The organism is Haloarcula sp. MBLA0138 (genome assembly GCF_055632455.1).
In genome coordinates, this window is sequence record NZ_CM145746.1 from 281,394 (window position 1) to 305,025 (window position 23,632).

At 66.3% G+C, this 23,632-nt stretch carries 22 protein-coding genes; 11 read left to right on the plus strand and 11 right to left on the minus strand.

All coding sequences use genetic code 11. The features are described 5' to 3' along the window. Position 1 precedes the first annotated feature (1 nt). Positions 2-1,210, minus strand: coding sequence for a glycosyltransferase family 4 protein (locus ACV7JO_RS01480; RefSeq protein ID WP_470354571.1), 1,209 nt, complete (start codon positions 1,208-1,210; stop codon positions 2-4). Positions 1,211-1,309: 99 nt separating this feature from the next. Here ACV7JO_RS01480 and ACV7JO_RS01485 point away from each other — a divergent pair, with 99 nt between their 5' ends. Next, the gene (locus tag ACV7JO_RS01485; RefSeq protein WP_470354572.1) at positions 1,310-2,869 is read left to right on the plus strand and encodes an alkaline phosphatase family protein; all 1,560 of its coding nucleotides are present in this window, start codon (positions 1,310-1,312) and stop codon (positions 2,867-2,869) included. A 25-nt stretch (positions 2,870-2,894) separates the two neighbouring features. Here the strand turns inward: ACV7JO_RS01485 and aglM are convergent, their stop codons facing one another. From aglM to ACV7JO_RS01500, 3 genes are all read right to left on the minus strand, one after another. Then, positions 2,895-4,196 (minus strand): UDP-glucose 6-dehydrogenase AglM, encoded by a 1,302-nt coding sequence (gene aglM, locus ACV7JO_RS01490; protein ID WP_470354573.1) that lies wholly within the window; start codon positions 4,194-4,196, stop codon positions 2,895-2,897. 89 nt (positions 4,197-4,285) lie between these two features. After that, a complete protein-coding gene (locus tag ACV7JO_RS01495; RefSeq protein WP_470354574.1) occupies positions 4,286-6,898 on the minus strand; it encodes a heavy metal translocating P-type ATPase in 2,613 nt (870 codons plus the stop codon). 105 nt (positions 6,899-7,003) lie between these two features. Continuing rightward, on the minus strand, positions 7,004-7,603 hold the full coding sequence (locus ACV7JO_RS01500) for an AsnC family transcriptional regulator (protein WP_470354575.1): 600 nt from the start codon (positions 7,601-7,603) through the stop codon (positions 7,004-7,006). Between the two features lie 130 nt (positions 7,604-7,733). Between ACV7JO_RS01500 and ACV7JO_RS01505 the strand changes: the two genes are divergently transcribed. Continuing rightward, a complete protein-coding gene (locus ACV7JO_RS01505) occupies positions 7,734-7,931 on the plus strand; it encodes a heavy-metal-associated domain-containing protein (RefSeq protein WP_470354576.1) in 198 nt (65 codons plus the stop codon). Positions 7,932-7,953: 22 nt separating this feature from the next. On the opposite strand, the gene ACV7JO_RS01510 is transcribed toward ACV7JO_RS01505, so the two are convergent. From ACV7JO_RS01510 to ACV7JO_RS01520, 3 genes are all read right to left on the minus strand, one after another. After that, entirely contained in the window at positions 7,954-8,331 is a 378-nt protein-coding gene (locus ACV7JO_RS01510; RefSeq protein ID WP_470354577.1) for a DUF7968 family protein, read from the minus strand. A 72-nt stretch (positions 8,332-8,403) separates the two neighbouring features. Next, the gene (gene trxA, locus ACV7JO_RS01515) at positions 8,404-8,760 is read right to left on the minus strand and encodes a thioredoxin (RefSeq protein WP_470354578.1); all 357 of its coding nucleotides are present in this window, start codon (positions 8,758-8,760) and stop codon (positions 8,404-8,406) included. Positions 8,761-8,912: 152 nt separating this feature from the next. Beyond that, positions 8,913-9,317: a helix-turn-helix domain-containing protein gene (locus ACV7JO_RS01520; protein ID WP_470354579.1), complete on the minus strand. Its 405-nt coding sequence runs from the start codon at positions 9,315-9,317 to the stop codon at positions 8,913-8,915. Positions 9,318-9,690: 373 nt separating this feature from the next. On the opposite strand from ACV7JO_RS01520, the gene ACV7JO_RS01525 reads away from it, so the two are divergent. From ACV7JO_RS01525 to ACV7JO_RS01540, 4 genes are read left to right on the plus strand one after another with little or no spacing between them, the layout of a single operon-like run. Next, a complete protein-coding gene (locus ACV7JO_RS01525; RefSeq protein WP_470354580.1) occupies positions 9,691-10,689 on the plus strand; it encodes an NAD-dependent epimerase/dehydratase family protein in 999 nt (332 codons plus the stop codon). A 7-nt stretch (positions 10,690-10,696) separates the two neighbouring features. Next, positions 10,697-11,584, plus strand: a complete 888-nt coding sequence (locus ACV7JO_RS01530; RefSeq protein WP_470354581.1) for a UbiA family prenyltransferase — start codon at positions 10,697-10,699, stop codon at positions 11,582-11,584. A gap of 6 nt (positions 11,585-11,590) precedes the next feature. Continuing rightward, positions 11,591-12,271: a PHP-associated domain-containing protein gene (locus tag ACV7JO_RS01535; protein WP_470354582.1), complete on the plus strand. Its 681-nt coding sequence runs from the start codon at positions 11,591-11,593 to the stop codon at positions 12,269-12,271. Continuing rightward, positions 12,268-13,224, plus strand: coding sequence for a lysylphosphatidylglycerol synthase transmembrane domain-containing protein (locus tag ACV7JO_RS01540; protein ID WP_470354583.1), 957 nt, complete (start codon positions 12,268-12,270; stop codon positions 13,222-13,224). The genes ACV7JO_RS01535 and ACV7JO_RS01540 overlap by 4 nt, the downstream gene beginning before the upstream one ends. 16 nt (positions 13,225-13,240) lie before the next feature. On the opposite strand, the gene ACV7JO_RS01545 is transcribed toward ACV7JO_RS01540, so the two are convergent. Continuing rightward, entirely contained in the window at positions 13,241-14,284 is a 1,044-nt protein-coding gene (locus ACV7JO_RS01545) for an NAD-dependent epimerase/dehydratase family protein (RefSeq protein WP_470354584.1), read from the minus strand. Between the two features lie 174 nt (positions 14,285-14,458). Between ACV7JO_RS01545 and ACV7JO_RS01550 the strand changes: the two genes are divergently transcribed. Continuing rightward, positions 14,459-16,105, plus strand: a complete 1,647-nt coding sequence (locus tag ACV7JO_RS01550) for a hypothetical protein (protein ID WP_470354585.1) — start codon at positions 14,459-14,461, stop codon at positions 16,103-16,105. 40 nt (positions 16,106-16,145) lie between these two features. Here the strand turns inward: ACV7JO_RS01550 and ACV7JO_RS01555 are convergent, their stop codons facing one another. After that, positions 16,146-17,354 (minus strand): hypothetical protein, encoded by a 1,209-nt coding sequence (locus ACV7JO_RS01555; protein WP_470354586.1) that lies wholly within the window; start codon positions 17,352-17,354, stop codon positions 16,146-16,148. 58 nt (positions 17,355-17,412) lie between these two features. On the opposite strand from ACV7JO_RS01555, the gene ACV7JO_RS01560 reads away from it, so the two are divergent. The 3 genes from ACV7JO_RS01560 to ACV7JO_RS01570 all read left to right on the plus strand — a co-directional run bounded on the left by ACV7JO_RS01560 (position 17,413) and on the right by ACV7JO_RS01570 (position 20,371). Next, the gene (locus ACV7JO_RS01560) at positions 17,413-18,531 is read left to right on the plus strand and encodes a DegT/DnrJ/EryC1/StrS family aminotransferase (RefSeq protein ID WP_470354587.1); all 1,119 of its coding nucleotides are present in this window, start codon (positions 17,413-17,415) and stop codon (positions 18,529-18,531) included. Between the two features lie 141 nt (positions 18,532-18,672). Beyond that, positions 18,673-19,719, plus strand: a complete 1,047-nt coding sequence (locus tag ACV7JO_RS01565; protein WP_470354588.1) for a GNAT family N-acetyltransferase — start codon at positions 18,673-18,675, stop codon at positions 19,717-19,719. Continuing rightward, entirely contained in the window at positions 19,712-20,371 is a 660-nt protein-coding gene (locus tag ACV7JO_RS01570) for a hypothetical protein (RefSeq protein WP_470354589.1), read from the plus strand. The genes ACV7JO_RS01565 and ACV7JO_RS01570 overlap by 8 nt, the downstream gene beginning before the upstream one ends. Here ACV7JO_RS01570 and ACV7JO_RS01575 read toward each other — a convergent pair whose 3' ends face one another. After that, positions 20,372-21,517 carry a glycosyltransferase family 4 protein gene (locus ACV7JO_RS01575; RefSeq protein WP_470354590.1) on the minus strand — a complete coding sequence of 382 codons (1,146 nt, stop codon included), beginning with the start codon at positions 21,515-21,517 and terminating at the stop codon, positions 20,372-20,374. Positions 21,518-21,628: 111 nt separating this feature from the next. Here ACV7JO_RS01575 and ACV7JO_RS01580 point away from each other — a divergent pair, with 111 nt between their 5' ends. Beyond that, positions 21,629-22,792, plus strand: coding sequence for a sulfatase-like hydrolase/transferase (locus ACV7JO_RS01580; protein WP_470354591.1), 1,164 nt, complete (start codon positions 21,629-21,631; stop codon positions 22,790-22,792). On the opposite strand, the gene ACV7JO_RS01585 is transcribed toward ACV7JO_RS01580, so the two are convergent. Then, positions 22,783-23,631 (minus strand): polysaccharide deacetylase family protein, encoded by an 849-nt coding sequence (locus ACV7JO_RS01585; protein ID WP_470354592.1) that lies wholly within the window; start codon positions 23,629-23,631, stop codon positions 22,783-22,785. The two genes, ACV7JO_RS01580 and ACV7JO_RS01585, sit on opposite strands and share 10 nt — an antisense overlap. Position 23,632: the final 1 nt, after the last annotated feature.

A 23,632-nucleotide genomic window follows, 5' to 3' on the forward strand; every position in this document is an offset into this window, starting at 1 on the left:
CTCACACTTCCGGAGTCGGTGATTTAGCCGTTACGCTCGCCACGGCGTCGGTGAACCCCGCCACCATCCGGTCGACGTTCACGCGCTCGTCGACTATCTCCCGGGACCGCTTTCCCAGTTCCGCCCGCCGGTCGGCGTCCGAATCGAGGACGCGCCGCAGTCCGGCGTCCAAGGCCGCCACGTCGTCGTCGGCTATCAGGTAGCCGTTCTCCCCGTCGTCGAGTAGGTCGGCCTCGGTCCCGTCGAGCGGCGTCGAGACGACGGGCAGTCCGAACGTCATCGCTTGCTGGACCGCCAGCCCGCCGTGGCCCGGCATGGCGAACACGTCGGCGAGGACCATGTGTCGGGCGAGCTCCTCGTCGGGTATCCGGCCGGTGAAGTGGACGTGGGGCACGTCGGCGGCGTACTCGCGCAGGTCGTCGGTCAGCGGCCCGTTCCCGGCGACGACGAGCGTCGTCTCGTACCCGCTTGCGAGCAGTCGCGCCTGCGCGTCGACGAGGTTGTCGACGTGCTTCTCGGCGGTGTGCGTCCCGACGAAAAAGAGCACGTCGCGCTCGGCGGCGGCGTAGCGCTCCCGCAGGTCGGCGGTGGCGTCGGGGGTGTCGCGGAACCGCCGCTCGTAGGCCCGCATCGAACTCGTGTCGACGGAGTTGTACGCGACGAACGTGTCGGCCTCGCTGACGCCGTAGGACTGGAAGTACTCGGCCGCGGCGGTGCTGTAACAGACGCAGGCGTCGCCGGCCCGGTACAGCGGCCCGCGAACCGCGTCGGCGACCCGGCGGACGGCCGTTCCGACCGCTCCGCCCTCGCGCTTCTGGCCGAGGCTCTTGCCCCACCAGACGAGCTTCGCGTCTCCGAAGAGGCGGAGGTACACCGCGAGGACGAGGACCGTCAGCAGGCTCGGCGACGCCGAGCAGACGAAGGCGTCGAACTCGTCGTCGCTCGCCCGCGACAGCAGCGAGCGGAACCAGACGAGTCGGAGCCCGGCGGCCGTGACGGTCCGGGTCGGTAACTCGACGCGGTCGAAGGCTTCGTCGCCGTCGAAATCTGTACTCCCTCGTGCCCCCTCGGTGGGGTCGGAGCCGTGAAAGACCGTCAGGTCGACGCCGTCGGCCGCCGCCAGTCGCTCGAAGACGGGGACGCGATAGCCGGGCACGACCCGCTGAACCAGCGCGACACGACACGACCGCGAATCGGCGTCACCTGTCATCGGTCGCCGTTCGCCCCCGAGGCATATGTGTCTGTCTCGTGTGCCGACGCCGGCCCGACGGACGAAAGGGTTAGGGTCGTCGGTTGGTTCCATCCGACAATGACCGACGTGGTGGTCGTCGGCGTCGACGGCGCGGGGTTCCAGCTGCTGGACCGGTGGCTCGACGACGGGACGCTCCCGACGCTCGCGCGCTTCGCCGAGGCGGGGCAGTCGACGCGACTCCGTAGCTCGCTCCCGCCGGTGACGTGCCCGGCGTGGCGGTGTTACTCGACCGGCGTCAATCCCGGGAAACACGGCGTGTTTTGGTGGGAGAACGTCGACCGCGACGCGGAGTCGTTCACCGTCCCCACCGCCGAGGACTTCGCCGCGCCCGACGTGTGGGAGTATCTCGGTGCCGAGGGCTACCGCAGTGCCGTCGTCAACATGCCGACGACGTACCCGCCCGCGGACATCGACGGGTGGATGGTCAGCGGCGGCGGCGGCGTCGACGGCAACGAGTACACGAGTCCGCCCGACCTGCAGGCGGAACTCGAAGCCCGGTTCGACTACGGCGTGTTCATCGACGGCGCCTCGCGCAACATCGGTGACGACCCCGACCGCGTCGAGGCGGTCCTCGACCTCGTCGACATGCGCTTCGACGTGGCCGAGTACCTCCGCTCGGAGTACGACCCCGCGTTCATCTCGCTCACTGTCTTCTACAGCAACGTCTTCCACCACTTCTTCTGGGATGACGACGTGACCAAGCGGCTCTGGCAGCACGTCGACCGCCGCCTCGGCGAGTTCGTCGACGACGAGAACGTGGTCGTGATGAGCGACCACGGCTCGAACCCGATTCACCACGTGTTCAACGTCAATACGTGGCTCGAACGCGAGGGGTATCTCGTCACCACCGAGGGCGTGAGCGACGGCCTGTACCGGGCCGGTCTCACCCGCGACCGCCTGACCGCCATCGCCGAGCGCCTCGGCCTGAAGAACGCGCTGAAGCGGGCGCTCCCCCGGAGCCTCGTCGGCCGGTTCCCGAACGCCGACGGGACCGTCACCGAGGGGGCCAAAGCAGAGAAAGTAGACTGGACCGCATCGACGGCGATGGCGAGCGGACAGGGGCCGGTGTACGTCCTCGCCGAGGACCCGGCCGACCGCGAGCGGATACGGGACGAACTCGCCGAGAAACTCGCGGCCGTCCGGACGCCCGACGGGTCCCCCATCGCGCGGGATGTCCTGACGGGCGCGCAGGCGTACGACGGTCCCTTCGTCGCCGACGGCCCGGACCTCGTGGTCGACCAAGCCGACAACGTCCAACTCGGTGGCGCTGTCGGTGCCGACGCCGTCTTCGAGACGCCCGGCGACTGGGTCGCCGAGAACCACCGCGACGGCGTGTTGTTCGCTCACGGCCCCGACGTCTCCGTCGACGACGCGCTCCCGGACCACGCCGACATCTACGACATCGCGCCGACGCTGTTGCACTGGTTCGACGTGGCCGTCCCCGAGGCACTCGACGGGCGCGTGCTGACCGAACTGTTCGCAGACGGGACCGACCCCGCCTCCCGCTCCGTCGAGTACACCGACGACACGCTCGGGAAGGACCCGCTCAGAGACGCCGACAGCGACCAACGGGCGATGCGGGACCGACTACAGGACCTCGGCTACCTCTCGGAGTGACCCGGCCGCCGGCTCTCGCCCCGCCTCACCACGTCAGCCCCTCGTAGGTGATGCCCTCGCGGCGCTCGATTACCCGCCGCCCGTCGACGACGACGGGGTCGGCCATCGCGTCGAACGCGTCGTCCAGCGCCGCGAACTCGTCCCAGTCCGTGACGACCACGGCCCCGTGGGCCCCTTCGAGCGCCGCGGCCGCCGAGTCGGCGTACTCGATGTCGGGGTAGCGTTCGCGCATGTTCGCGGCGGCGACGGGGTCGTAGGCGACGATTTCGGCCCCTCGCTCCAGCAGGCCCTCGATGACCGGGACCGCCCGCGTGTTCCGGATGTCGTCGGTGCCGGGCTTGAACGCCAGCCCCAGCACCGCGATTCGCTTGCCGGCCGCGTCGGCGTGGTCGTCGAGCAGCGAGAGGAGACGCTCGGGTTGCTTCTCGTTCAGCCGTAGCGTCGCCGAGAGCATCTCGGGCTCGTACTCCCGTTCGCGGGCGGCCGCGACTATCGCCTTCGTGTCTTTCGGAAAACACGATCCGCCGAAGCCGACGCCGCTCCGGAGGAACCGCTCGCCGATGCGGTCGTCCAGCCCGATGGCCTCCGCGACCTCGTAGGCGTCGACGCCGAACGCCTTGCAGACGTTCCCGATGTCGTTGATGAGGCTGACCTTGCTCGCGAGGAAGGTGTTGTTGGCGTACTTTATCATCTCGGCCTCGGCGATGCCGGTCTCGACGACGGGTACGTCGCCGTCGTCGGCCGCCCGTAGCGGGGCGTAGAGGTCGTGGAGCAGGTCGAGCGCGCGGTCGTCGTCGGTGCCGAAGACCAGCTTGTCGGGCTGGAGGAAGTCCTCGACGGCGGTCCCCTCCCGTTGGAACTCCGGGTTCGAGGCGACGAGGAAGTCCGTGCCGCGGTCGAGCCCCGCGTCGGCGATGCGGGGGGCCAGTCGCTCTTCGGTCGTCGTCGGGACCACCGTCGACTTCGTGACAACCGGGTGTGCGCTGCCGCGGTCCCCCGCGGCGAGGGCTTCGCCGACCGACTCCGCGCCCGCTTCCATGTACTGGAGGTCGATGCTGCCGTCCGCGTCGGCGGGCGTCGGCAGCGCGAGCATCGTGAGGTCCGTCTCCGGGACCACGCCGTAGTCCGTCGTCGCCCGCAGTCGGTCGCCGCCGTGGTCGGCGACCAGTTCGTCGAGTCCCGGCTCGTGGACGGGTGCCTCGCCGGCGTTGACGCGCTCGACGATAGCCTCGTCGATGTCGATGGTCGTCACCTCGTGGCCGAGGTCGGCGAGACAGGCCGCGACCGTGGTCCCGACGTAGCCGCTGCCGACGATGGAGACGTGCATTGCCGTGGCGTTGGCGAGGACGGTTCTTGAACCGTTCGGGTTCCGGGACGAGTCCGCCACGCGGCGGACGAGGGGAGCACCCGGGTCAGTTACCGACCCCGTCCGAGCAGTTCGTAGTCGTGGTCGGGGGTGTACCGGCGGAACAGCAGGCTGTTCGACAGCACCGACACGCTGGAGAAGGCCATCGCGCCGGCCGCCAGCACCGGCTGGAGCAGTCCCAGCGAGGCCAAGGGAATCATCGCGGTGTTGTAGCCGAGCGCCCACACGAGGTTCTGCTGTATCTTCGCGAGCGTCGCGTCCGAGATGCGAATAGCCTTCACCACGTCTACCGGGTCGTCGCGCATCAGGGTCACGTCGGCCGCCTCGATGGCGACGTCGGTGCCGGAGCCGATGGCGGTCCCGACGTACGCCACCGCGAGCGCGGGCGCGTCGTTGACCCCGTCACCGACCATCATCGCCTTCCGGCCGCCGTCCTGAATCGCCTCGACCGCGTCGGACTTGTCTTCGGGGAGGACCCCGGCCCGGACGTTCTCGGGGTCGATGCCGACCTGCTCGGCGACGGCGCGAGCGGTGCGCTCGTTGTCGCCGGTTATCATCATCACGTCGACACCGCGGTCCCGAAGTTGGCTCACGGCGTCTCGTGCGCTCTCTTTGACCGTGTCGGCGTCGGCGACGACGCCCACGAGGTCGCCCCGGTAGGCGACGAGCATCGCCGTCTTCCCCTCTCCTTCGAGGCGCTCCATCGTCTCCGCCGCGGGCGAGGGGTCGACGCCGTTGTCCCGCAGGAGCTTCCGGTTTCCGACCAGCACCTCGCCGCCGTCGACGGTCGCCTCGACGCCGTGGCCGGGGACGTTCTCGAAGTCCTCGGGGTCGGTCACGTCGATTCCCCGGTCCTCCGCGCCCGCGACGATGGCGCGGGCCAGCGGGTGTTCGCTCCCGCTCTCGGCGACGGCCGCGAGCCGAAGCACGTCCGTCTCGTCGAGGTCGCCCCGGGCGGTCAGCTGGCCGCCGTCGGCAGCCGGGTCCCCGGCCCCGTCAGCGCGTCGCGTCGCCGCGTCGTCGAACACGACCACGTCGGTCAGTTCCATCTCGCCTTCGGTGAGCGTCCCGGTCTTGTCGAAGACGACCGTGTCCACGTCCTTCGCGCGTTCGAGGATATCCCCGCCCTTGAACAGGACGCCGTTTTGCGCGCCGATGGTCGTCCCGACCATCGTGGCGGCGGGCGTCGCCAGCCCCAGCGCGCAGGGACACGCGATGAGGACCGACGAGGCGAACACGACGACGGCGAACTCGAAGACCGAGACGGTGCCGCCGGCGACCGCGGGGCCGCCCGCGAGGAGCCCCCACAGCGGGAGCCAGCCGACGAAGCCGGCCAGCGCCTCGGGGAAGAGGAACCAGACGACGCCCCACAGCGCGGCGTTGGCGATGACCGCGGGCACGAAGTACGCCGAGATGCGGTCGGCGAGGTTCTGGATGTCGGGCTGGCGCGACTGTGCCTCCTTGACGGTCTGGACGATCTGTTGGAGCGCCGTGTCCTCGCCGACCTTCGTCGCCTCGACGACGAGGACGCCGTTCTCGTTGATGGTCGAGCCGACCACCTCGTCGCCCTCGCGCTTCTCGACGGGGACGGACTCGCCGGTCACCATCGACTCGTCGACCGCCGACTGACCGTCGACGACGACGCCGTCGGTCGGAATCCGCTCGCCGGGCCGGACCTTCATCCGGTCGCCGACCGCGACATCTTCGAGCGGGATTTCCGCCTCGTTCCCCTCGTCGTCGACGACGGTCGCCGTCTCGGCTTCCATCTCCAGCAGCTTCCGGAGCGCCTCGCCGGCTTGGCCCTTCGAGCGGGCTTCGAGGTAGTTCCCCAGCGTGATGAACACGAGGATGAGCGCCGCCGTGTCGAAGTAGAGGCCGCCGGCGATAGCGCCCAGTAACACCGCCACGGAGTAGACGTACGCGGTGGTCGACCCGAGCGCGATGAGCACGTCCATGTTGGCGCGGCCGTTCCTGACGAGCGCCGTGTATGAGTTCCTGTAGAACGGCCGGCCCAGCACCAACTGGACGGGCGTCGCCAGTAGGAACTCGACCCAGCCGAACTCGACGCCAAACACCGTCTCCGGGAGGACGCCGCCCCCGAGCAGGAGCTTCTCGACGAGGAAAAGCAACAGCGGGGCCGACAGCGCCGCGCCGAACAGCGTCAGCCGCAACTGCCGGCCGACCTCCTCCCGTCGGGCGGCCTCACGAGTGTCACCGCCCGCTCCGTCCTCGCTGGCATCGTCCTCGCGGACGGGCGAGTAGCCAGCCGCTTCGATGGCGTCGTAGCAGTCCGCGAGGCTCGCCTCCGCCGGGTTGTACGTGACCTGTGCCTCGTCGGTGGCGAAGTTCACGTCCGCCGTGACGACGCCGGGGACCCCTTCGAGTGCGTCCTGTACCGTCTCCGAGCAGTTCGCACACGACATGTCGGTGATGGCGACCGTCGCCGAGTCGGTCACGGGCGAGTAGCCGGCGTCCTCGATGGCGTCGTAGACGTCCCCCAGCGAGACCGCGGCGGGGTCGTACGTCACCGACCCCTCGTCGGTGGCGAAGTTGATGTTCGCCTCCGAGACGCCGTCCAGCGAGCCGACCGCGTCGGCGATGGTCTGTGAGCAGTTAGCACAGCTCATGCCTCGGATGTCGATGTGGCTCTGCCGTTGACTCATTGACTAGTCGTACGGTCCCCTCGTTCAACCGCTTTCCCCTTTCGTCTGTTCAGTACGAGTGGCTCGTGACTTTCGATTGCAAAGCGATGCCGCGACGCCTTCGGGTCAGTCCGCGCCCTCCTGTAGCTGTTCGTACTTCTCCTCGAAGCGCGCCTCGCACGACGGGCAACAGAACTGGTACAGGTCCCCGTCGATGCGGGCCGCCGTGCCCTCGCTGTCGACCGTGTTCCCACACTGGGCGCAGGTGAGCGCGAACTCCGTGCCGCCGAAGTCGGGCGACCAGTCCGCGCCCGCCAGCAGCGTCACCTCGAAATCGGCGACCACGCCCTCGTCGAGGGTGTCGTCGAGCCAACTCGCAACGTCGTTGTCCGGGACTCTGGCGAAGACGACGAGGTCGGCCTCGGCCGTGGTGAACACGTGCTCGACCGCGCTCTCGTCGAGGAGGCGCTCCGTGACCGACGGGCCCTCGGGCCCGCTCGCGGCGACTTCCAGCGTTAGCAACACCGGAATGCCCGTCCGGAGCTGCGAGCGGTCCACGTCGAGCGTGAAGCGGTTGATGACGCCCGTCTCCTGTAGCCTCTCGACCCGGTCCGAGACGGCCGGTGCCGAGAGGCCGACGGCCTCCGCGATGTCGCTGTAGGGCCGTCGCGCGTCCGCCAGCAGTAGCTGTAGGATTTCGAGGTCGGTCTCGTCGAGGTCGCGCATGGTCGACCAACTCTCCCGGTCGACTAAAGCGCCACGGCGACGCGAGCTTCGAATCCAAAGCCCAGCGCTCTCCGCACCGAACGATTTGAGGGACAACCCGAATAAGCGAGGGAGCCGTACGTCCCCCCGTATGTCGACGACCATCACCGTCGAGGGAATGACCTGCGGCCACTGTGAGCAGACAGTCGAGGAAGCGCTGCGGGACGTGTCGGGCGTGAGCGACGCGACCGCCGACCGGGAGACCGAGCGGGCGAGCGTCGACGGGGACGCCGACGCCGGGGCCCTCGTCGAGGCCGTCGAGGACGCCGGCTACACCGCACGGGCCTGAACACGCCGGTCGCCCGCCGCCGTCAGTCAGTGCGCATCCCGTCTTCGACGACCGTTCTCCGCGCGACCACCTCGAAGCGCGTCTCGGACCCGATAGCCGTGCCGCCGTGGACTTCCTCGACCCGGAGGAGGACGTCCTCGGGGCTGGCACAGCCACAGTTGACGAACTCCGCCCACTCGTCGCCGACGGCGACGGGGCCGGCGTGGGCCCACCGGAGGTACCGCCGGTACGTACGTTCGGTCATGCTCTCCTGCAACCAGTCGCTGTCGGCGACCCACCAGTCGCCGGCTTCGTCGGGGTCCGTCTCCGGCGACCGGAACGAGACCACGACCCGGTCGGCTTGGTCCTCGACCGTCGACGGGTCGGTCGTGTTGACTTCGCGCTCTCCGGACGCGCCCATCGGTCACCGGCCTCCGTCGGGCGCTGTCAGCGACGGGCCAGCGGTCGCGTCGACGGTGTCACTCTCGGCCATCTACGCGGTGTAGGACTCGACGAGGCCCCGGAGCTGTTCCTCCGCTTGGACCCCGACGACCTCTCGGACCTGCTCGCCGTCGGCGAACAGGACCAGCGTCGGGACGCCGCGGACGCCGTAGGCGGCGGCGAGTTGCTGGTTGGCGTCGACGTCTACCTTCGCCACGGTCGCCTCGGTCTCCACGGCGAGCCGTTCGACGACCGGTTCGAGCATCTGGCAGGGGCCACACCAGTCGGCGTAGAAGTCCACGAGGACGACTCCGTCAGCCACCACCTCGTCTAGGTGGGCCTCGCCGTCGACGTGGAGCGGTTCGTCCGCGGACTCGGTACCGGCATCGGTCGCAGTCTCCGTTGTCATCACCGAGTCGTACGCGCCAGTTCCCGATAAGAGTTTTGGGAAGGTAGCACAAGACTATGCAACACGAGACCGAATCCGGCGTGCGGGCGTTGACGGGCGACCCAGCGCTCGGGACGCCGGCGGGGGACGCCACACCGGCCCGAAAAACGGTTCTAGCCCTCGACAGTGGGTGTCGAGGCGTCGGCCTGCTCGTACTTGTTCTCGAACTCCTGAATGAGTTGCCCCATCTTCGCGTACCAGTCGTTGAGCAGTCGCTGCATGTCGTCGGTGATCTGCGACGGGTCCGTCGGCGAGTAGACGTGGTAGTACCCCCCTTGGTCGTAGTTGACCTGGTCTTTCTCGATGAAGCCCGTTCGGAGCAACCGCTGGACGGCGCGATAGGCGGTCGAGCGCTCGCGGTCGATGGCCTCGGCGATCTCGTCGACGGTCAGCGGGTCGGCACTCCCGACGAGCGCCTGAAAGCACTCCCTGTCCAGTTCCTTGAGACCGTGAAAGCACTCCAGCAACCCCTCGCACTCCATGTCCTGCCGGAGCTGTTCCGACATCGAATCTGGCATCGTACTACGCCCCTCTAGGGGTTATGTGGTTGAAAGAATTGTGCAAAACTCGAACAACTGCATGCACACACCGGTCACGCTGCGCCCGCCGCGCCGGTCGTACGCGCTTGGCTCAGCCGGTAGCTCCGGACTATGCGCCGAGGGCCCGTCTGGAAGACGGCGTAAGGGCGGCTAGAGCGAAGGCGCGAACGCCGGAGACGGGGCCGACGCTACTCGATGCCGACGAGGAGGGCTGGTTCCCGATGGGAGGTCGGCGAGTGAGTACGGAGTTGGGCCGTTGGAGTGATTGAAGCGGTTTTCGGTAGCTCATCGTCTCTGATACTGTGCGACTCGGAAAGCCGCATTTATCTACTCGGGTCTGTATCTCGGAGACATGAGAGTACTGGTGACCGGGGCCCCCGGGTGGCTGGGGACCGAGGTAGTCAAGAAGTTGGACGGCGCGGGCCACGACATCCACTGCCTGACGCTGCCCGGCGAGGACACGTCAGAACTGGACCCGTACGACGTCGAGGAACACCCCGGCGACGTGCGAAAACCCGAGACGCTGCACGACGCCTTCGACGCGGGTATCGACGCTGTCATCCACGCGGCCGGTATCATTCACCCGCCGAAACTCCTCGGGGCGGACATGTTCTTCGAGATAAACGCCGACGGCACCCGCAACATGGTCGACGTGGCCCAGCAACACGGCGTCGACCACTTCGTCTACGTCTCCTCGAACGCCGCACAGGGGTTCAACGACTCCCCCAACGACCTCATGACCGAGGAGATGCCGTGTCGGCCCGAGAGCAACTACGGCGAGTCGAAGTACATCGCCGAGCAACACGTCCGGCGGTACCACCAAGAGCACGACCTCGACTACACCATCGTCCGGCCGTGCTGGTACTACGGGCCGCGCCAGCCCGACCGCATGAACCGCCTGATGAACATGATTCAGGACGGTCACCCCATCGTCTTCGGGAACGGGATGAACCTCCGGAGCATGACCTACGTCCCGAGCCTCGCCGAGGCGCTCTGTGACGTCATCCACCAGCCCGAGGTGTCGAAAGACGAGACCTACTGGATCGCCGACGAGCAGCCCTACACCACCAACTACGTCTACCGGACCATCGCCGACTTACTCGGCGTCGCCGATGACCTCCAGCCCATCTACGTCCCGAAGCCGATATCGCGGCTGATGGAGATAGCCGACGTGACGCTGGGGAACCTAGGCATCTACGAGCAGAACGTCCACGTCGCCGGCGAGATGTCCAGACACATCGCCTGTGACCCCTCGAAGGCGATGGACGAACTCGGCTGGGAGCCACCGACGGACCTCACCGAGGGGATGCGCGAGGGCGTCGAGTGGGCACAGGAACGGGACAAGGTCTGAGGTAGCGATGCTGTCCTCAGAAGTGGAATCGAGCGGGAACTCGACCGCCGTCGGCGTCGTGCGCGAGCTACGGCCCCACCAGTGGTACAAGCAACTCATCCTCTTGGTCCCGATCGTCTACGCGGGAGAGGCAACGTCACTGAGCGCGTGGGTGACGGTCGTCGCCGGCGCGCTCGTCTTCTCACTGGCGGCCGGCTGTGTCTACATCGTCAACGACATCCTCGACCGCGAGGAGGACCGCAACCACCCGGTGAAACAGCACCGGCCGATAGCCAGCGGCCAAGTCCCCGTCGCGGTCGGCGCGTTCGCCGCCGCGCTCGGGTTCGCCTTCGCGGGCGTCGCCGCGTACTACTTGGACACGCTCTTCGCGCTCGTCCTCGCGACGTACGTCCTCCAGAACTTCGCCTACAGCACCGTGTTGAAACACGTCTTCCTCATCGACATCTTCGTCGTCGGTGCCGGCTTCGTCCTCCGGGCGCTGGCGGGCGTCGTCTTACTCGGTGCCCCGCTGAGCCCGTGGCTCCTGTTGACGGTCTTTCTCGCCGCCTTCCTCCTCGCCAGCGGGAAGCGCCACGCCGAGATGGTCACCGCGGAGGACCGGGAGACGCGGGCGAGTCTCGACGGCTTCTCCGGGGACTTCTCGCTGCTCTTGCTGTTCGTGGCCGCCGCGACCCTGCTGGTCGTCTACTCGATGTACACCTTCTTCGCCCGGCAGACCGAGATGATGGTCACCGTCCCCTTCGCCTACTACGCCGTGCTCCGGTTCAACCACCTGACGCTCTCCCAACCGAGCGAGCAGGTCCACGAGCTGTTGTTCCACCGAGACATGCTCCTGAACTTCGTCGTCTGGGGCGTCGCCACGCTACTCATCCTGTACGTGAACCACCCGTTCTGAGCGCCAATGACACTCCGAATCGACCTACAGACGCACACGAACCGCTCCCGGCCCTGTGGCTGGATGGGGCCGTCGACGCTGGTCGAGCGAGCCCAGCGCGTCGGACTCGACGCCGTCGCGGTCACGGACCACAACACGATGGACGCCGTCGAAACCGCCCGCGAGGCCGCCGGTGAGGACCTCCTCGTCGTCCCGGCCGAGGAGGTCGACACGCCCGAGGGACAGATCATCGGGCTCTTCCTCGAGACCCCCATCGAGCCGTGGCAGCCGCCGGCGGCCGTCATCGACGAGATACACGGACAGGGCGGCCTCGCCCTCGCGCCCCACCCCTTCGACGCCATGCGGGAGGGGCTGTCGACGATAGCCGACCACGCCGGCGCGCTCGACGCCGTCGAGGTGCGCAACTCCCGCTGTGTCCGCGCCCGGTACAACGAGCGCGCCCGGGACTTCGCCGACGAGCACGGCCTGCCGGCGACGGGCGGGAGCGACGCGCACTTCGCCCGCGAGGTCGGCACGGCGTACACGGAGGTCGACGCCGGCGCGCCGGCCGACCGCGACGACGCGCTCGCGGCGGTCAGGGAGGCCATCCGCGACGGGCGGACGACGCCGCGTGGCGACACCGGCTCGGTCGCGGTCCACGCGGGAACGAAGGCCGTGAAACTGTACGACCGACTCCGCGACCGATGAATCTCAGACAGAACCTCTGGCAGTTCCTCGTGCTGGGGATGGCCGTCACGCTCGCGTTGAGCGTCTACGCCAACCTCGGCTCGCTGTTTCGCTCGCTCCGACTGTTCGAGTGGCGGCTGTTGCCCGTCGTGTTGGGGCTGACACTGGTCAATCAGTTGCTCCGGTTCCTCAAGTGGGAGTACCTCCTCCGGGAGGTCGACGTCGACCTCCCGCTCCGGACCAGCCTCCACATCTTCGGGAGCGGCCTCGTCATGATACTGACCCCCGGGAAACTCGGCGAGGTGTGGAAGGCGTGGCTCGTCAGAGACGCCGACGGGACGCCCGTCAGCACGACGATGCCGGTGGTGGCGACCGAACGGCTCACCGACCTCCTCGGCGTGCTGGCGTTTACGCTACTGGGCGTGCTCGCGTTCGACTACTCGCCCGTGGTCTTCGTGGCGCTGTTGGCGCTCGTTCTCGGCGGCATCGTCCTCCTCCAGCACGAACCGCTCTGTCTGTGGGTGCTCGACCGGGTCGAGACGCTCCCGCTGTTGGGCCGGCGGGCCGACGAGATGCGGGACCTGTACCGGAGTTCGCTGGACCTCCTCGCCCCCCGTCCGCTCACCGTGACCACCGGGCTCAGCGTCCTCTCGTGGGGGATGGAGTGTGCGGGACTGTGGGTCATCCTCCGTGGCTTCGGTGCCGACGTCTCGGCGCTCGTGGCCGCGTTCGTCTTCGCCCTATCGAGCATCCTCGGCGCGCTCAGCCTGATTCCCGGCGGACTCGGCGTGACCGACGGCTCCATGACGGGGCTGTTGCTCTTGTTCGACGTAGAGCGCGTGGTCGCGGTCAGTGCGACTATCATCGTCCGCGCGGCGACGCTGTGGTTCTCCGCCGGCGTCGCGTTGCTGGTGTACGCGCACTTCAGACACACGCGCTCGGTCGCCGTCGACGTACCGGAAGACGCCGGCTAGCGCGCGAGCGGCCGACTTACGAAACCTTCCGCAGCAGGCGGAGGACCTTCTGGGGCGGCGCGGTCCGGTGGACGCTCCCCTCCTCCTCGACCTCGGTGATGTCGTTGTGCTGGTACCAGTCGTAGGCCCGCTCGAACATGTCGTCGTTGCTGTCGGTGGGCTCCCAGCCGAGCAGTTCCTTCGCCTTGCTGTTGTCGAAGTAGTAGTCCTTGAACACCGTCTTGTAGTGCCACGGCGCGAGCGGCGAGAGGCGAAGCCGGTCCAGCGCCTGCAGCGTCAGCGACACCGGCCGCGCCGGGACCCACGTGATGGACGACCCGGAGTCGGCGTACTCGATGAGGTGTTCGAGGTCCCCGCCGAGGGTGTTGTAGTCGTCGTTGCCGATGTTGAACACCTCCCCGGAGACGCCGTCGGTCGTCGCCGCGAGGAACGACGCGTCGGCGATGTCCCGGCCGCTTATCAGCTGGAACTCGTTCGTCCCGTCGCCGAGCATGTAGACGCGCTTGTCGTTCTCGACCCAGTCGAAGAGGATCTGGTAGATGCCGGCCCGCCGCTCGTCGAGGACCGTCCGCGGGCGGACGATGTTGACCGGGAGCCCCTTCTCGGCGTACTGCTGGACGACGCGGTCGGCCTGTAGCTTCGATTGGCCGTACGCGCCGATGGGGCTGAGCGTCGTCTCTTCGGTGACCGGCATCTCTGAGAGGTCGTAGACGGCGCTCGAGGAGACGTGACAGACGCCCTCGACGCCGGCGTCGAGGGCGGCCTGCATCACGTTCCGCGTCCCGCCGACGTTCACGTCCCGGAACTCCGACCCCGCCTTCGTCAGCGGGACGAGCGCGACGTTGTGGTGGACGTAGTCCACGTCGGCCAGTGCTTCCGTGAGCCGGTCTTGGTCCCGCACGTCGCCCTCGACGTACTCGACTCGCTCGACGAGGTCGGTGCCCGGGATTTCCGGCGGTGTCACGTCGTAGACGACTACGTCTTCGCCTTGGTCGAGGAGGTACTCCGCGGTGTGGCTCCCGACGAATCCGGAGCCGCCCGTGATGAGATGGGTCGCCATGCTCCGGAGTTAACCACGGGCAGACAATTAGGTTGTCATCTCGAACCGTCCGGCACTCCGCCTCTCGGGGAACACTCGCCGAGAGTACCGCTCGGGACGGCCCTCGCACGATTTGCCGTCGGGCTCGGGATCTGTTACGACAAGAATAAGAGCAAACGCAATAACGGACCTCTAATGAGAGAGCGTTTCGGCTCTGTCGACCGGTATGACGTGCTGGCTCTCGTAGCGCTCAGCGTACTGTTTCTGGCTATCTCCAGATTCTTCTTCTGGTTCACTCTGGACGACGCTTGGATAACGCTTCGCTACTCCCGACACCTAGCAGAGGGCGCTGGACCGGTGTGGAACGTCGGGACTGACCCGGTTGAGGGGTATACGTCGTTCCTCTGGGTCGTCATCGGCGCTATTCCGTTCCTGCTGGAAGTGCCGGTATTGCCGACGGTCAAGTCGGTCGGCATCGGCGCGACGCTGGCGTCCGTCCTGTTGCTGTACGGCTATGGCCGATACCGCGGCGTCAACCGACTGCTACTCGTCGTCGGTTGCAGTCAGCTAGCGCTGAGTCCGCCGATAGCGGTACTGAGTGGGATGGGGATGGAAACAACCCTCGCGATGTTGCTGGTGTTGATATCAACGATTGCTGCAATCGAGGTCGCTACGACCTACAGGACCAGTACCGCGGTTCTCCTACAGGTTAGTCTGTTCCTCGGGATGCTCACTCGTCCGGACTTGGTTGTCTTTTCGGTCGCGCTCGAAGTCGGGCTGGCTGCCCTACTGTATCGCGAACGCCGGACCGGCGAACTGAAGCGTCTCATCGTTTGGGGCGTCGCGCTGGTGTTCGTCCCGGGAGTAGTGTACATGACGTCCCGCGCCCTCTTCTTTGGACATCTGTTCCCGAATCCGTTCTATATCAAATCCGGCGGACTATTTTCCCCGGGCGGCGCGTTCTTCATGTTCCAATTCGTGATGGTCATCGTCGGGCCGCTACTCTTCGTGACGCTGTTCGGCCTGAGCTCACTGTCCAACTCCGACTCGATACATCAACGGATAGCTACGTTCGGTCCTGTCGTCCTCGCTGACGTAGCCTTCTTGGCGATGTGGATATTCATCAAACCGTTGCAAGGGGGACTCTGGCGCTTCGAGGTTCCGGCGTTTGCCAGTATCTTGCTCCTTTTGATTCTCTTGCTGGACGACGTTCAGTGGTCTTCAGCGATCGACTTCGCTCCCATCGATTCAACGGTTCGCGTAGTTGCGATCGCATTGTTGGTCAGTGGTCTGATAGTCTATCCGCTGTCGATGTCGATGGAGTCACGCGGGTTCGCTCTCTCTAAAACACACGGTGATACGGCTGTCGTAGGCCAGCAGCTCAACGACTTCGAGGACGAGAACTACCGGATGTTCGTGACCGAATCAGGTGCACTACCGTACTACTCCGACTGGCACGCGGTCGACGAGTGGGGACTGAACAGCGAGCACATCGCCCACGAGGGGTTGACCGAAGAGTACCTGCGGGAGTACGACCCCGACCTGATTCAAATGAACGTGTGGAACCGGCCGGGTATCATCGAACAGAAATCACAGCCCGTAGCATCACTTATAAACGATAGCACGTACCGGTTGGTTGCCGTCATTTATCGACAAAACAGTGACAGAACGAACATCCGTAACGCGTACAGCGTTTACTTTGTGGATTCGGAGAGCGACGGATACCGCGATATCTCGTGTACGCTCATGACCACCGACCTCAAGCAGGCCGACTCGGCAGTGGTCACCGCACAATCGCGTGTCAGTCTGCAGACCACCAACCTGACCGAGGCCAGTTGCTAGGCTATCCAGTGTTGTACGGGCCGCTCAGTCCCTCTGGCTCTTACGAGAGGGTGACGCCCCCGACTGAGAGCGTGTCCGTACCGACTGGTTCGTACTTACACCGAGCCATCGGAACAGCCGTATCGCTCATGTTGAACGTGCATAGCTCGTCGGCAGTGAGGGTCCGTGTGGCGTAATCTTCCCACGACCCACCGGTGTGGACTTGAACGGTGAGCCGTCCGCCGGCGTCCGATTTCACCATGAACGTCTTCCTGTCGTAGCCCCAGACCGGAACCGGGTGGCTGCGTACCTCTCCGTCTACTGTCTGTCCCCGCCACGTCGTCTCTGACCTGTCGTTGTACAGTTGGAACCGCCTCGGCGGCAGTCGCTGGCCGTCCCACATCGCGAACCCGCGTTCCTCGCTCCGCAGTGGGAGCGTGTACTCCTCCTCGTTGTGTGATATCGCTGCTGTGTGGAAGACGAACTCTTCGCTAATCGACTCGTCATGTGCCCTGATTGCGTAGGGAACCGTGTTGTCGTACTTCGGGAGGTCACCGGCGTTTGGGATGCCGGTGAGGATGACTGCCCGGATACGGTCCTCGATGGTCAGCATCGCGCCCCCGGCGTACCGGTGGATTCGGTACATGTGCTGTTCCGTGTCGAAGTCTTCCGGCAGCAGGTCCGTCACGAACACGGCGGTCCCCGTTGCTCTCGTATGAACGACGAATCGCGCTCGGGTCTGTTTCGCCGAGGGGCTCGTCGGCGTTTCGAGCGCGATTCGACCGGCCGGCGCGTGGTGGCCGGTATCCAACCCCACTCGCCAAGCGTGGTCTTCGACCAGTTCCGGGAGCCTGATTCCGAACCCCAAGACCGGGTACGACTTGGCGATTCTCGAGTTTATGATTCCCACGTCGTACGCGTACGGCCGGGTGTCCGCTCGTACCTCGATACCGTCCTCGGTCCACACGTCGGAGACCGGCAACCGCTCGTCACCGTTGATGCGGATGAACAGTTCGTCGAGCGGTCTGGCCGTGCGTTGGACCACGTCGATGGAGTCCGGCGTGGGGCCGGAGACGCTTTCCGGGGGCGAGGGCGTCTCCGTTTGCCTGTCGGTGTCGGTCTCGTCGCTTGTCGCACTGAGACCCGAGCATCCCGACAGGAGAGCCGCCGAGGCCAAGAACGCACGCCGTTTCATTGCTGTAAGGTACGAGGGGTACCACGACAAATGATTCTTGTGGTGGCCGCCGTCCCCGACCGATCCCCGCGGCACGTCCCGCACCGTCGCGGATACGAACAGTTATCTTCGTCTCGAACGGACCGCACGGTGGATGCTGACGTCGACGGAAGGTCTCCCCCTCGGATGGCGTGACATCGTGGCTCCGCCGGACACTTCCCAAACGTACGCGGACCTCCTCGCCGACAGGACGGACTTTTCCCGAATCCTCCCCGTCCAGAGCTGTCGCGCGGCGCTCGTGTTCGCGCTTCGCCGGGCCGGGGTCGGCCCAACCGACGAGATACTGATTCCGGGGTACACCTGCTACGCGGTCGAGAGCGCGGCCGAAACCGTCGGGACACCGGTGTACGTCGACGTGACGGAGAACTTCGAAATCGACCTCGCGGAGGCGAGGGAAGCGGTCACCGACCGGACCGCTGCAATCGTTCCGGTCCACCCCTACGGGCGTCCCTGCGATATGGCCGCCGTCGCGGCGTTCGCCGACGAACACGGCCTCGCCGTCGTCGAAGACGCCGCGCAGGCACTCGGGGCGCTCGTTCGCTCGGGGAGCGTCGCCGCGCACAGCGATTACTGTGTCACCAGCCTCCGATTTTTCAAGGAGGTCACCGCGTTCAAGGGCGGTCTCGTGTTTGGGGACGACTTGCCGACGCCGGAGCGAAGCCACCGACCGCGGGGTCGGCGAGCGAAACTCCTCGGAATCTGGGGAGTCGACCGTGCTTTGAACGCGCTTCCCGGACGCGTGTACGAACCGCTGCGCCGCCGCGTGCTCGATCCTCTCTCGCGGGACGCTTCGACCGGCGTTCCCGAACCCACGCCGACGACGCTCCCGGAGTGGGACGATCGCCTCCTGACCGCGCAACTCGCCGAACTCCCGAGTCGTATCGAAACGCGGCGCCGCAACGCCGAGATATACGACAGACTCCTCCCGGCGGAAGTGGTGCGGCCCACGGCTACCGACGACCACAGCTACTTCCGCTATCCGATTCTCGTGGACGAGGGGCAGCGAGCGGCGCTCTGTCGTGCGCTCAGACGACGCGGGGTCGGCTGCTCGCCGATGTACTCCTACACTATCGCTCCCGACGGGACCTGCCCGACCGCGGAGTCACTGGCTGCCCGCGTGCTGAACCTGCCCGTCCACGCGGGGCTGTCCGCGCCGACGATTCGACGTATTTCGGACGCAGTCACGGACGAGATACGGGCGGAAAGCGGGTGACCGGTGCGGTATCCTCCTCTGAGTATCCCGTCCGGCTGTACCGAAACGGAGCGCCTACCGGACGCCGATGTCGGTCCTCGGGCCTCGCGTCCCCCGACGGAAAAATGCGAATTTAAGTCGGTGACTCGTATTGGTGCGGGTATGTCTGCGAGTGCGGAGCCGGCCGACGTGGAGGTCTACGCCGGGACACTTCCCGACGAGTGGGACGATATCGTCCGGCGTCACGACGAGGCGACGGCGTTCCACACGCGCGCTTGGAAGAGGGCCGTCGACTCGGCGTTCGGGTACGAACCGGCCTACGCCGTCGTCTCGGACCTTTCCTCGGACGCGGTCCTCGGCGTCTTCCCGTCGTTTCGGACCAGCGAGACTGTCGGCGCGAGTCTCACGAACCCATTTTGCGAGTACGGCTACCCGCTCGTCACTGCCGAGGGCGACCACCGACGAGTGCTGGCGACGATAGCGACGCTCCCGGGCAACTTCGATGCCGTCGTCTGCAAAGACCGGCGCGGGACGGGCGTTCGCGGATACTACCCCGATTTCGGGGCCGTCGAGACGGGCGTGACGTTCAGAGTTCCCACCGCGATGCCGTTTGACGCGCTCTGGGAGAACGGGTTCAACCGTGACCTGCGGTCGAACGTCCGGACCGCTCGGGACCACGGCCTCTCGGTGATCGAGACGGACGACACCGACGCGTACTACGCTCTGTACCGGCAGACGATGCGTCGGCTCGGAAGTCCGACGTTCCCGCGCTCGTTTTTCGACCGGCTCAAGGACGCGTTCGGGACGGACTGCCGAATCCTGCTGGTCGACGAGGACGAGCCGAAAGCCGGGCTACTCGTCCTCGACTTCGGCGGCGAGCGGTACATCCTGAGCAACGCTTCGGACCCGGACCACTGGGACAAGCGACCCAACGAACTGCTGTACGCGACAGTCATCGAACGCGCCTGCGAGAGCGAGTTCGGGGTCGTCGACTTCGGCCGGACGGAGCCCGACTCCCCGCTCTACGAGTTCAAACAGAAGTTCGGGGGACGCGAGGTCGAACTCGCGAGTTTCGTCACGCCGCCCCGATACGTCTCCAGAGCGTCCATCTCCGGGTACAAGCGGCTCGAACCGATCACCAAGCGGTTCGGTGCGGTCCTGACACATCCGCGAATCGGACCAGCGCTCAAGGAGTGGGTCCATGAGTAACGTCGGCCTCCTGCTGGCCGCGGGGACCGCGCTCCTCGCGCTCGTCACGAACGTCTACTGGGTCCGCCGCCTGCGCACGACCCGCCGCGGTCTCGAAGCGGCCCGCGAGTGGGATGAGACGCCACCGGAGCGCCACGCCGCCGACGAGGCGCAAGGCGATGAACGGGCGCTCCTCTACGACGCCGCCGACCGTGCCGGCGTCGACCCGGAGACGGTCCCAGACGAAATCGACCGCCTGCAGACCCAACTCGACGAGCAGGACGCGACGGTAGCGGGGCTTCGAGAGCAGTGGGCTGAATCGTGGTGGCGAGCGTTCAGGCGGGACCCTCCGAGCAGCGACCCCCACGCCGTCACCATCGAACTCCCGGACGCGACGGCCGAGACCGCTCGAAGCATCGCCCGGGAGGCGCTCGACAGTGACCAGACCGTCGCTATCGTCACGGCACTCTCTGACGGCGCGTTCGCCGTCGGCGTGGGCGAAGCCGCCGCGGCGGAACACCCCGCGTCCGAGGTCGCACGGCGCGTCGTCGCGGAACTCGACCACGGTGGACAGAGCGGAACGGACCGGCTCGCCTCCGGCGGTGGGGCGGACGGCGAGGAGATAGCGGCGGCGGCACGGGCCGTCGCCGACGACCTTGACACGGAACCGTAGTCACGCGGCGTCTGACAGCACTCGCCGGTACACCGCGACGTTCTCGGCGACTATTTCGGACCACGCGAAGCGCTCGTCGACGAGCGCACGTCCCGCGTCGCGCTGTGTCCGGTGCCACTCCTCGTCGGTGGCGAGTCGCCGAACGCCGTCTGCGAGCTGTTCCGGCGAGCCGGGGTCCACGACGACTCCCGCGTCTTCCCCGGCCAGTACTCGACCGACGCCCGACCCGCTCGTGACGACGGTCGGCACCCCCATCGACATGGCTTCGAGCACTACCATCCCGAAGCTCTCCGTTATGGTCGGCGACGGGAGGACGAACACGTCGGCAGCGGCGTATGACCGACGCAGTTCCTCGTCGCTCACGAACCCGGGAAAGACGACCGAGTCCGCGATACCGAGGTCGTCTACGAGCGACGTTATCCGCTCTTTCTCCGCGCCCTCCCCGACGAGGACGAGGCGAACGTCGGTATCCGCGACGACGCGCTCGAACGCGCGGACGAGGTCGTCGAGGCCCTTGTACCGACGGAACGCGCCGGCGTACAGCACCGTCGTCTCGGAGTCGTCGGTCTCGAACGGCGGAGGGCCGTCGGTCGCGTCCGGGTCGAACCACTCGGTGTCGACACCGATGGGAACCACATCGATTTTGTCTTCGTACCGCTGATAGAGCGGTATCTCGTCGACGATGTTCCGGTTCGAGACCAGAATTCGGTCGGCGTATCGCAGCGTCCCCCGGAGGAGCGTGCGGTTGTAGACCTGCCCGATGGCACCGACGAGATTGTCCCACGACATCTCGAACGCCCCGTGGCAGGTGACGACGTGTGGAATCGAGTGCAACTCAGATAGCACAGCAGCGACTTCCGGATACAGCGGCAACGGGTAGTTCGAGTGGACGATGTCCGGCTGGAACTCCCGAATCGACCGTTCGAGCGCGAGCGGGAATCCCGGTGCCAGCGGTGCCGGACCGACCTCGAACGACTGGCTCCGCGTAACCGGGACCGTCTCCGTGTCCGCCTCGCCGCCGGTCGTGGTCGTCACGACTCGACACTGGTGCCCCTCTGCTTCCAGTTGCGTAGCGAGATTGTGGACGTAGTACGGCCCCCCGCCCTTGACCGGCAGGAACGTCCCAATCACGTGGAGTATCCGCATCTACCAGAGATTCAGATACGGACTGGTAAGGTCTTTTGATGTGCGTTGCGTCCCGGCGGCGGGCTACGGGAAAACAAAGAACGTATCTATCGTCTGGTGAGAGATGCGTGTATGTCTTCGGTACGGAACGTGGTCGTCTACATGTCCGACGGCGTCCGCTGGGACTCGCTGCCGGACGAGGTCAGTGAGATGGGGCTCACTTGTCGAACTGTCGCGGCCTCGACGCACACGCCGACCGCCATCGCCTCGATGCTGACCGGTCGCTACCTCCCGACACACGGTATCCGCGGTTTTACCGACCGACTCGGCGAGGATCAGTGGACGATTCTCGACGCGTTTCCGAACGCGGGACTGAGCGATTCGCAGGGGAACTTCAACAACGAGATATACCGTTTCCTGCTCGACCGGTACGACTCGGTCTCGCTGGCCGACATCGAGGAACCGTTCGGGTGGTTCATGCGAGACGCCGGCGGTCACGCGCCGTACAACGGCTTCGACGAGACGCTTCAGACCGAGGAGTCGGTCGATTCGTACCTCGCGGAGAACGCCGGCGACGACGACCAGATGCGACGGGACTACGAGGCCGGCATCGAGTCGTCGGTCGAGCGGTTCCATCGCTTCGTCCTCGACCCGCTCCGCGAGCGCGGTATCTTGGACGAGACGCTCGTGTTGTTCGCTTCCGACCACGGACAGATGCTCGGCGAGTACGGCCACGTCGGCGAGTCCTACCCCGCCTGCCCGGAGATTGCCTACGTTCCGACCGTGTTTGTCCACCCGGACCTCAACGACGAGACCCACGACGGTCTCTTTCGCCACGTCGACATCCCAGCGACCATCGGCGGGCTCCTCGACAGCGATGTCGACATCGCAGCCACGGCGGGGACGGACGCTATTGGGGCCGAGGAGAGCCCCACGTACGGGCTGAACTTCTACGACAGACCCTACCCGTCGCTGGTCGGGAACTTCAGTTACAGCGTCGAGAGCGTCTGGGACGAGGACGGTGGCTACTCCTTTGTCACGTCCGACGCGTGGTCGAACCTGAAACTGCTCGCCGGGCTTCTGATGATGATTCCCGCCGGGAAACAGATCCGCCGCAGTCACCGCTTCGAGGGGTTCAAACTGCTGTTCGAGCGCGAGCAGACGTGGCTCGACCCCGGGTTCTCGATGGACGAGGCCAGACAGCGCCTCGACGACGTCGAGCGGGCCTACGAGTCCGACGGCCTCGATATGGACGCCGAGACGAAAGAGAACCTACAGGACTTGGGCTATCTCTGACCGTCGACCGGTTCGCCTTCGAGCGCCTCCCAGACTTCTGTGAGCGTCCCGAACGCGTACCCCTGCTCACGACACGCCGCGAGCACTCGGTCCAACAGCTCTAACCCGTCGTCGTTTCGTCGGTACAGGTACTGATATCGGCGCGGCAGGTGTCGAACCGTCGACGGCGTCACGAGGTCGTGCATGTGGATGTTGAACACGACCGTCGAGGGCGGTCGATTCAGGAGCGCGTAGGTGAACGGACGGCCCAGAACGCGACAGTACGACAGCGCCGTCGGGACGCGTATCAGGTCCGAGTAGACGGTAAACGGGACCTCGAAAAGGTCGTGTTCCGTGAAGTACTGCGGGACCGTCGCGGCCCGAGCGTTGTTGAAGTGGCCGGGGCGCCACGACGGAAACTGACTGGCGTCGAACCGATACCCCTGTTCGGCGAGCACGCGGTAGTCCTCCGGGCGGACGTTGCCGTTCGGAAACCGGTAGCCGTTCGGTGCGGACTCGAAATAGTCGCGGTATCGCTGCGTGCTAGTGACGATTTCGTCTCGAACCGACGTTTCGGTCCGCGGTTTGTGCGTGTGCGAGTGGGGGTAGAACCGCGTCTCGACGCTACTCGACCGGAGCAGCTCGACTGCCTCGGGGCGCTGTTCGAGTAGTTCCGTCTGGACGAAACACGTGACTGGGACCCCATGGCGTTCGAGACACGCGACCAATTCGTCCGTGTGTTCGACCGCCTCGTACGTATTCTGGGATAGTGCCGTCCCGAAGTCACACTCGAAATCGAGCGTCAGATAGAACGCATCCGAGGCTGGCCACGCCAACTCGCTGGCGTCTGTCGAAGACATG

Coding starts and splice junctions, on each gene's coding strand:
- ACV7JO_RS01535 (WP_470354582.1), top strand. CDS start 11,591: ATGACACTCCGAATCGACCTACAGACGCACACGAACCGCTCCCGGCCC.
- ACV7JO_RS01585 (WP_470354592.1), bottom strand. CDS start 23,631: ATGTCTTCGACAGACGCCAGCGAGTTGGCGTGGCCAGCCTCGGATGCG.
- ACV7JO_RS01550 (WP_470354585.1), top strand. CDS start 14,459: ATGAGAGAGCGTTTCGGCTCTGTCGACCGGTATGACGTGCTGGCTCTC.
- trxA (WP_470354578.1), bottom strand. CDS start 8,760: ATGACAACGGAGACTGCGACCGATGCCGGTACCGAGTCCGCGGACGAA.
- ACV7JO_RS01575 (WP_470354590.1), bottom strand. CDS start 21,517: ATGCGGATACTCCACGTGATTGGGACGTTCCTGCCGGTCAAGGGCGGG.
- ACV7JO_RS01495 (WP_470354574.1), bottom strand. CDS start 6,898: ATGAGTCAACGGCAGAGCCACATCGACATCCGAGGCATGAGCTGTGCT.
- ACV7JO_RS01540 (WP_470354583.1), top strand. CDS start 12,268: ATGAATCTCAGACAGAACCTCTGGCAGTTCCTCGTGCTGGGGATGGCC.
- ACV7JO_RS01480 (WP_470354571.1), bottom strand. CDS start 1,210: ATGACAGGTGACGCCGATTCGCGGTCGTGTCGTGTCGCGCTGGTTCAG.
- ACV7JO_RS01510 (WP_470354577.1), bottom strand. CDS start 8,331: ATGGGCGCGTCCGGAGAGCGCGAAGTCAACACGACCGACCCGTCGACG.
- ACV7JO_RS01525 (WP_470354580.1), top strand. CDS start 9,691: ATGAGAGTACTGGTGACCGGGGCCCCCGGGTGGCTGGGGACCGAGGTA.
- ACV7JO_RS01580 (WP_470354591.1), top strand. CDS start 21,629: ATGTCTTCGGTACGGAACGTGGTCGTCTACATGTCCGACGGCGTCCGC.
- ACV7JO_RS01520 (WP_470354579.1), bottom strand. CDS start 9,317: ATGCCAGATTCGATGTCGGAACAGCTCCGGCAGGACATGGAGTGCGAG.
- ACV7JO_RS01485 (WP_470354572.1), top strand. CDS start 1,310: ATGACCGACGTGGTGGTCGTCGGCGTCGACGGCGCGGGGTTCCAGCTG.
- ACV7JO_RS01560 (WP_470354587.1), top strand. CDS start 17,413: ATGCTGACGTCGACGGAAGGTCTCCCCCTCGGATGGCGTGACATCGTG.
- aglM (WP_470354573.1), bottom strand. CDS start 4,196: ATGCACGTCTCCATCGTCGGCAGCGGCTACGTCGGGACCACGGTCGCG.
- ACV7JO_RS01565 (WP_470354588.1), top strand. CDS start 18,673: ATGTCTGCGAGTGCGGAGCCGGCCGACGTGGAGGTCTACGCCGGGACA.
- ACV7JO_RS01530 (WP_470354581.1), top strand. CDS start 10,697: ATGCTGTCCTCAGAAGTGGAATCGAGCGGGAACTCGACCGCCGTCGGC.
- ACV7JO_RS01570 (WP_470354589.1), top strand. CDS start 19,712: ATGAGTAACGTCGGCCTCCTGCTGGCCGCGGGGACCGCGCTCCTCGCG.
- ACV7JO_RS01500 (WP_470354575.1), bottom strand. CDS start 7,603: ATGCGCGACCTCGACGAGACCGACCTCGAAATCCTACAGCTACTGCTG.
- ACV7JO_RS01545 (WP_470354584.1), bottom strand. CDS start 14,284: ATGGCGACCCATCTCATCACGGGCGGCTCCGGATTCGTCGGGAGCCAC.
- ACV7JO_RS01505 (WP_470354576.1), top strand. CDS start 7,734: ATGTCGACGACCATCACCGTCGAGGGAATGACCTGCGGCCACTGTGAG.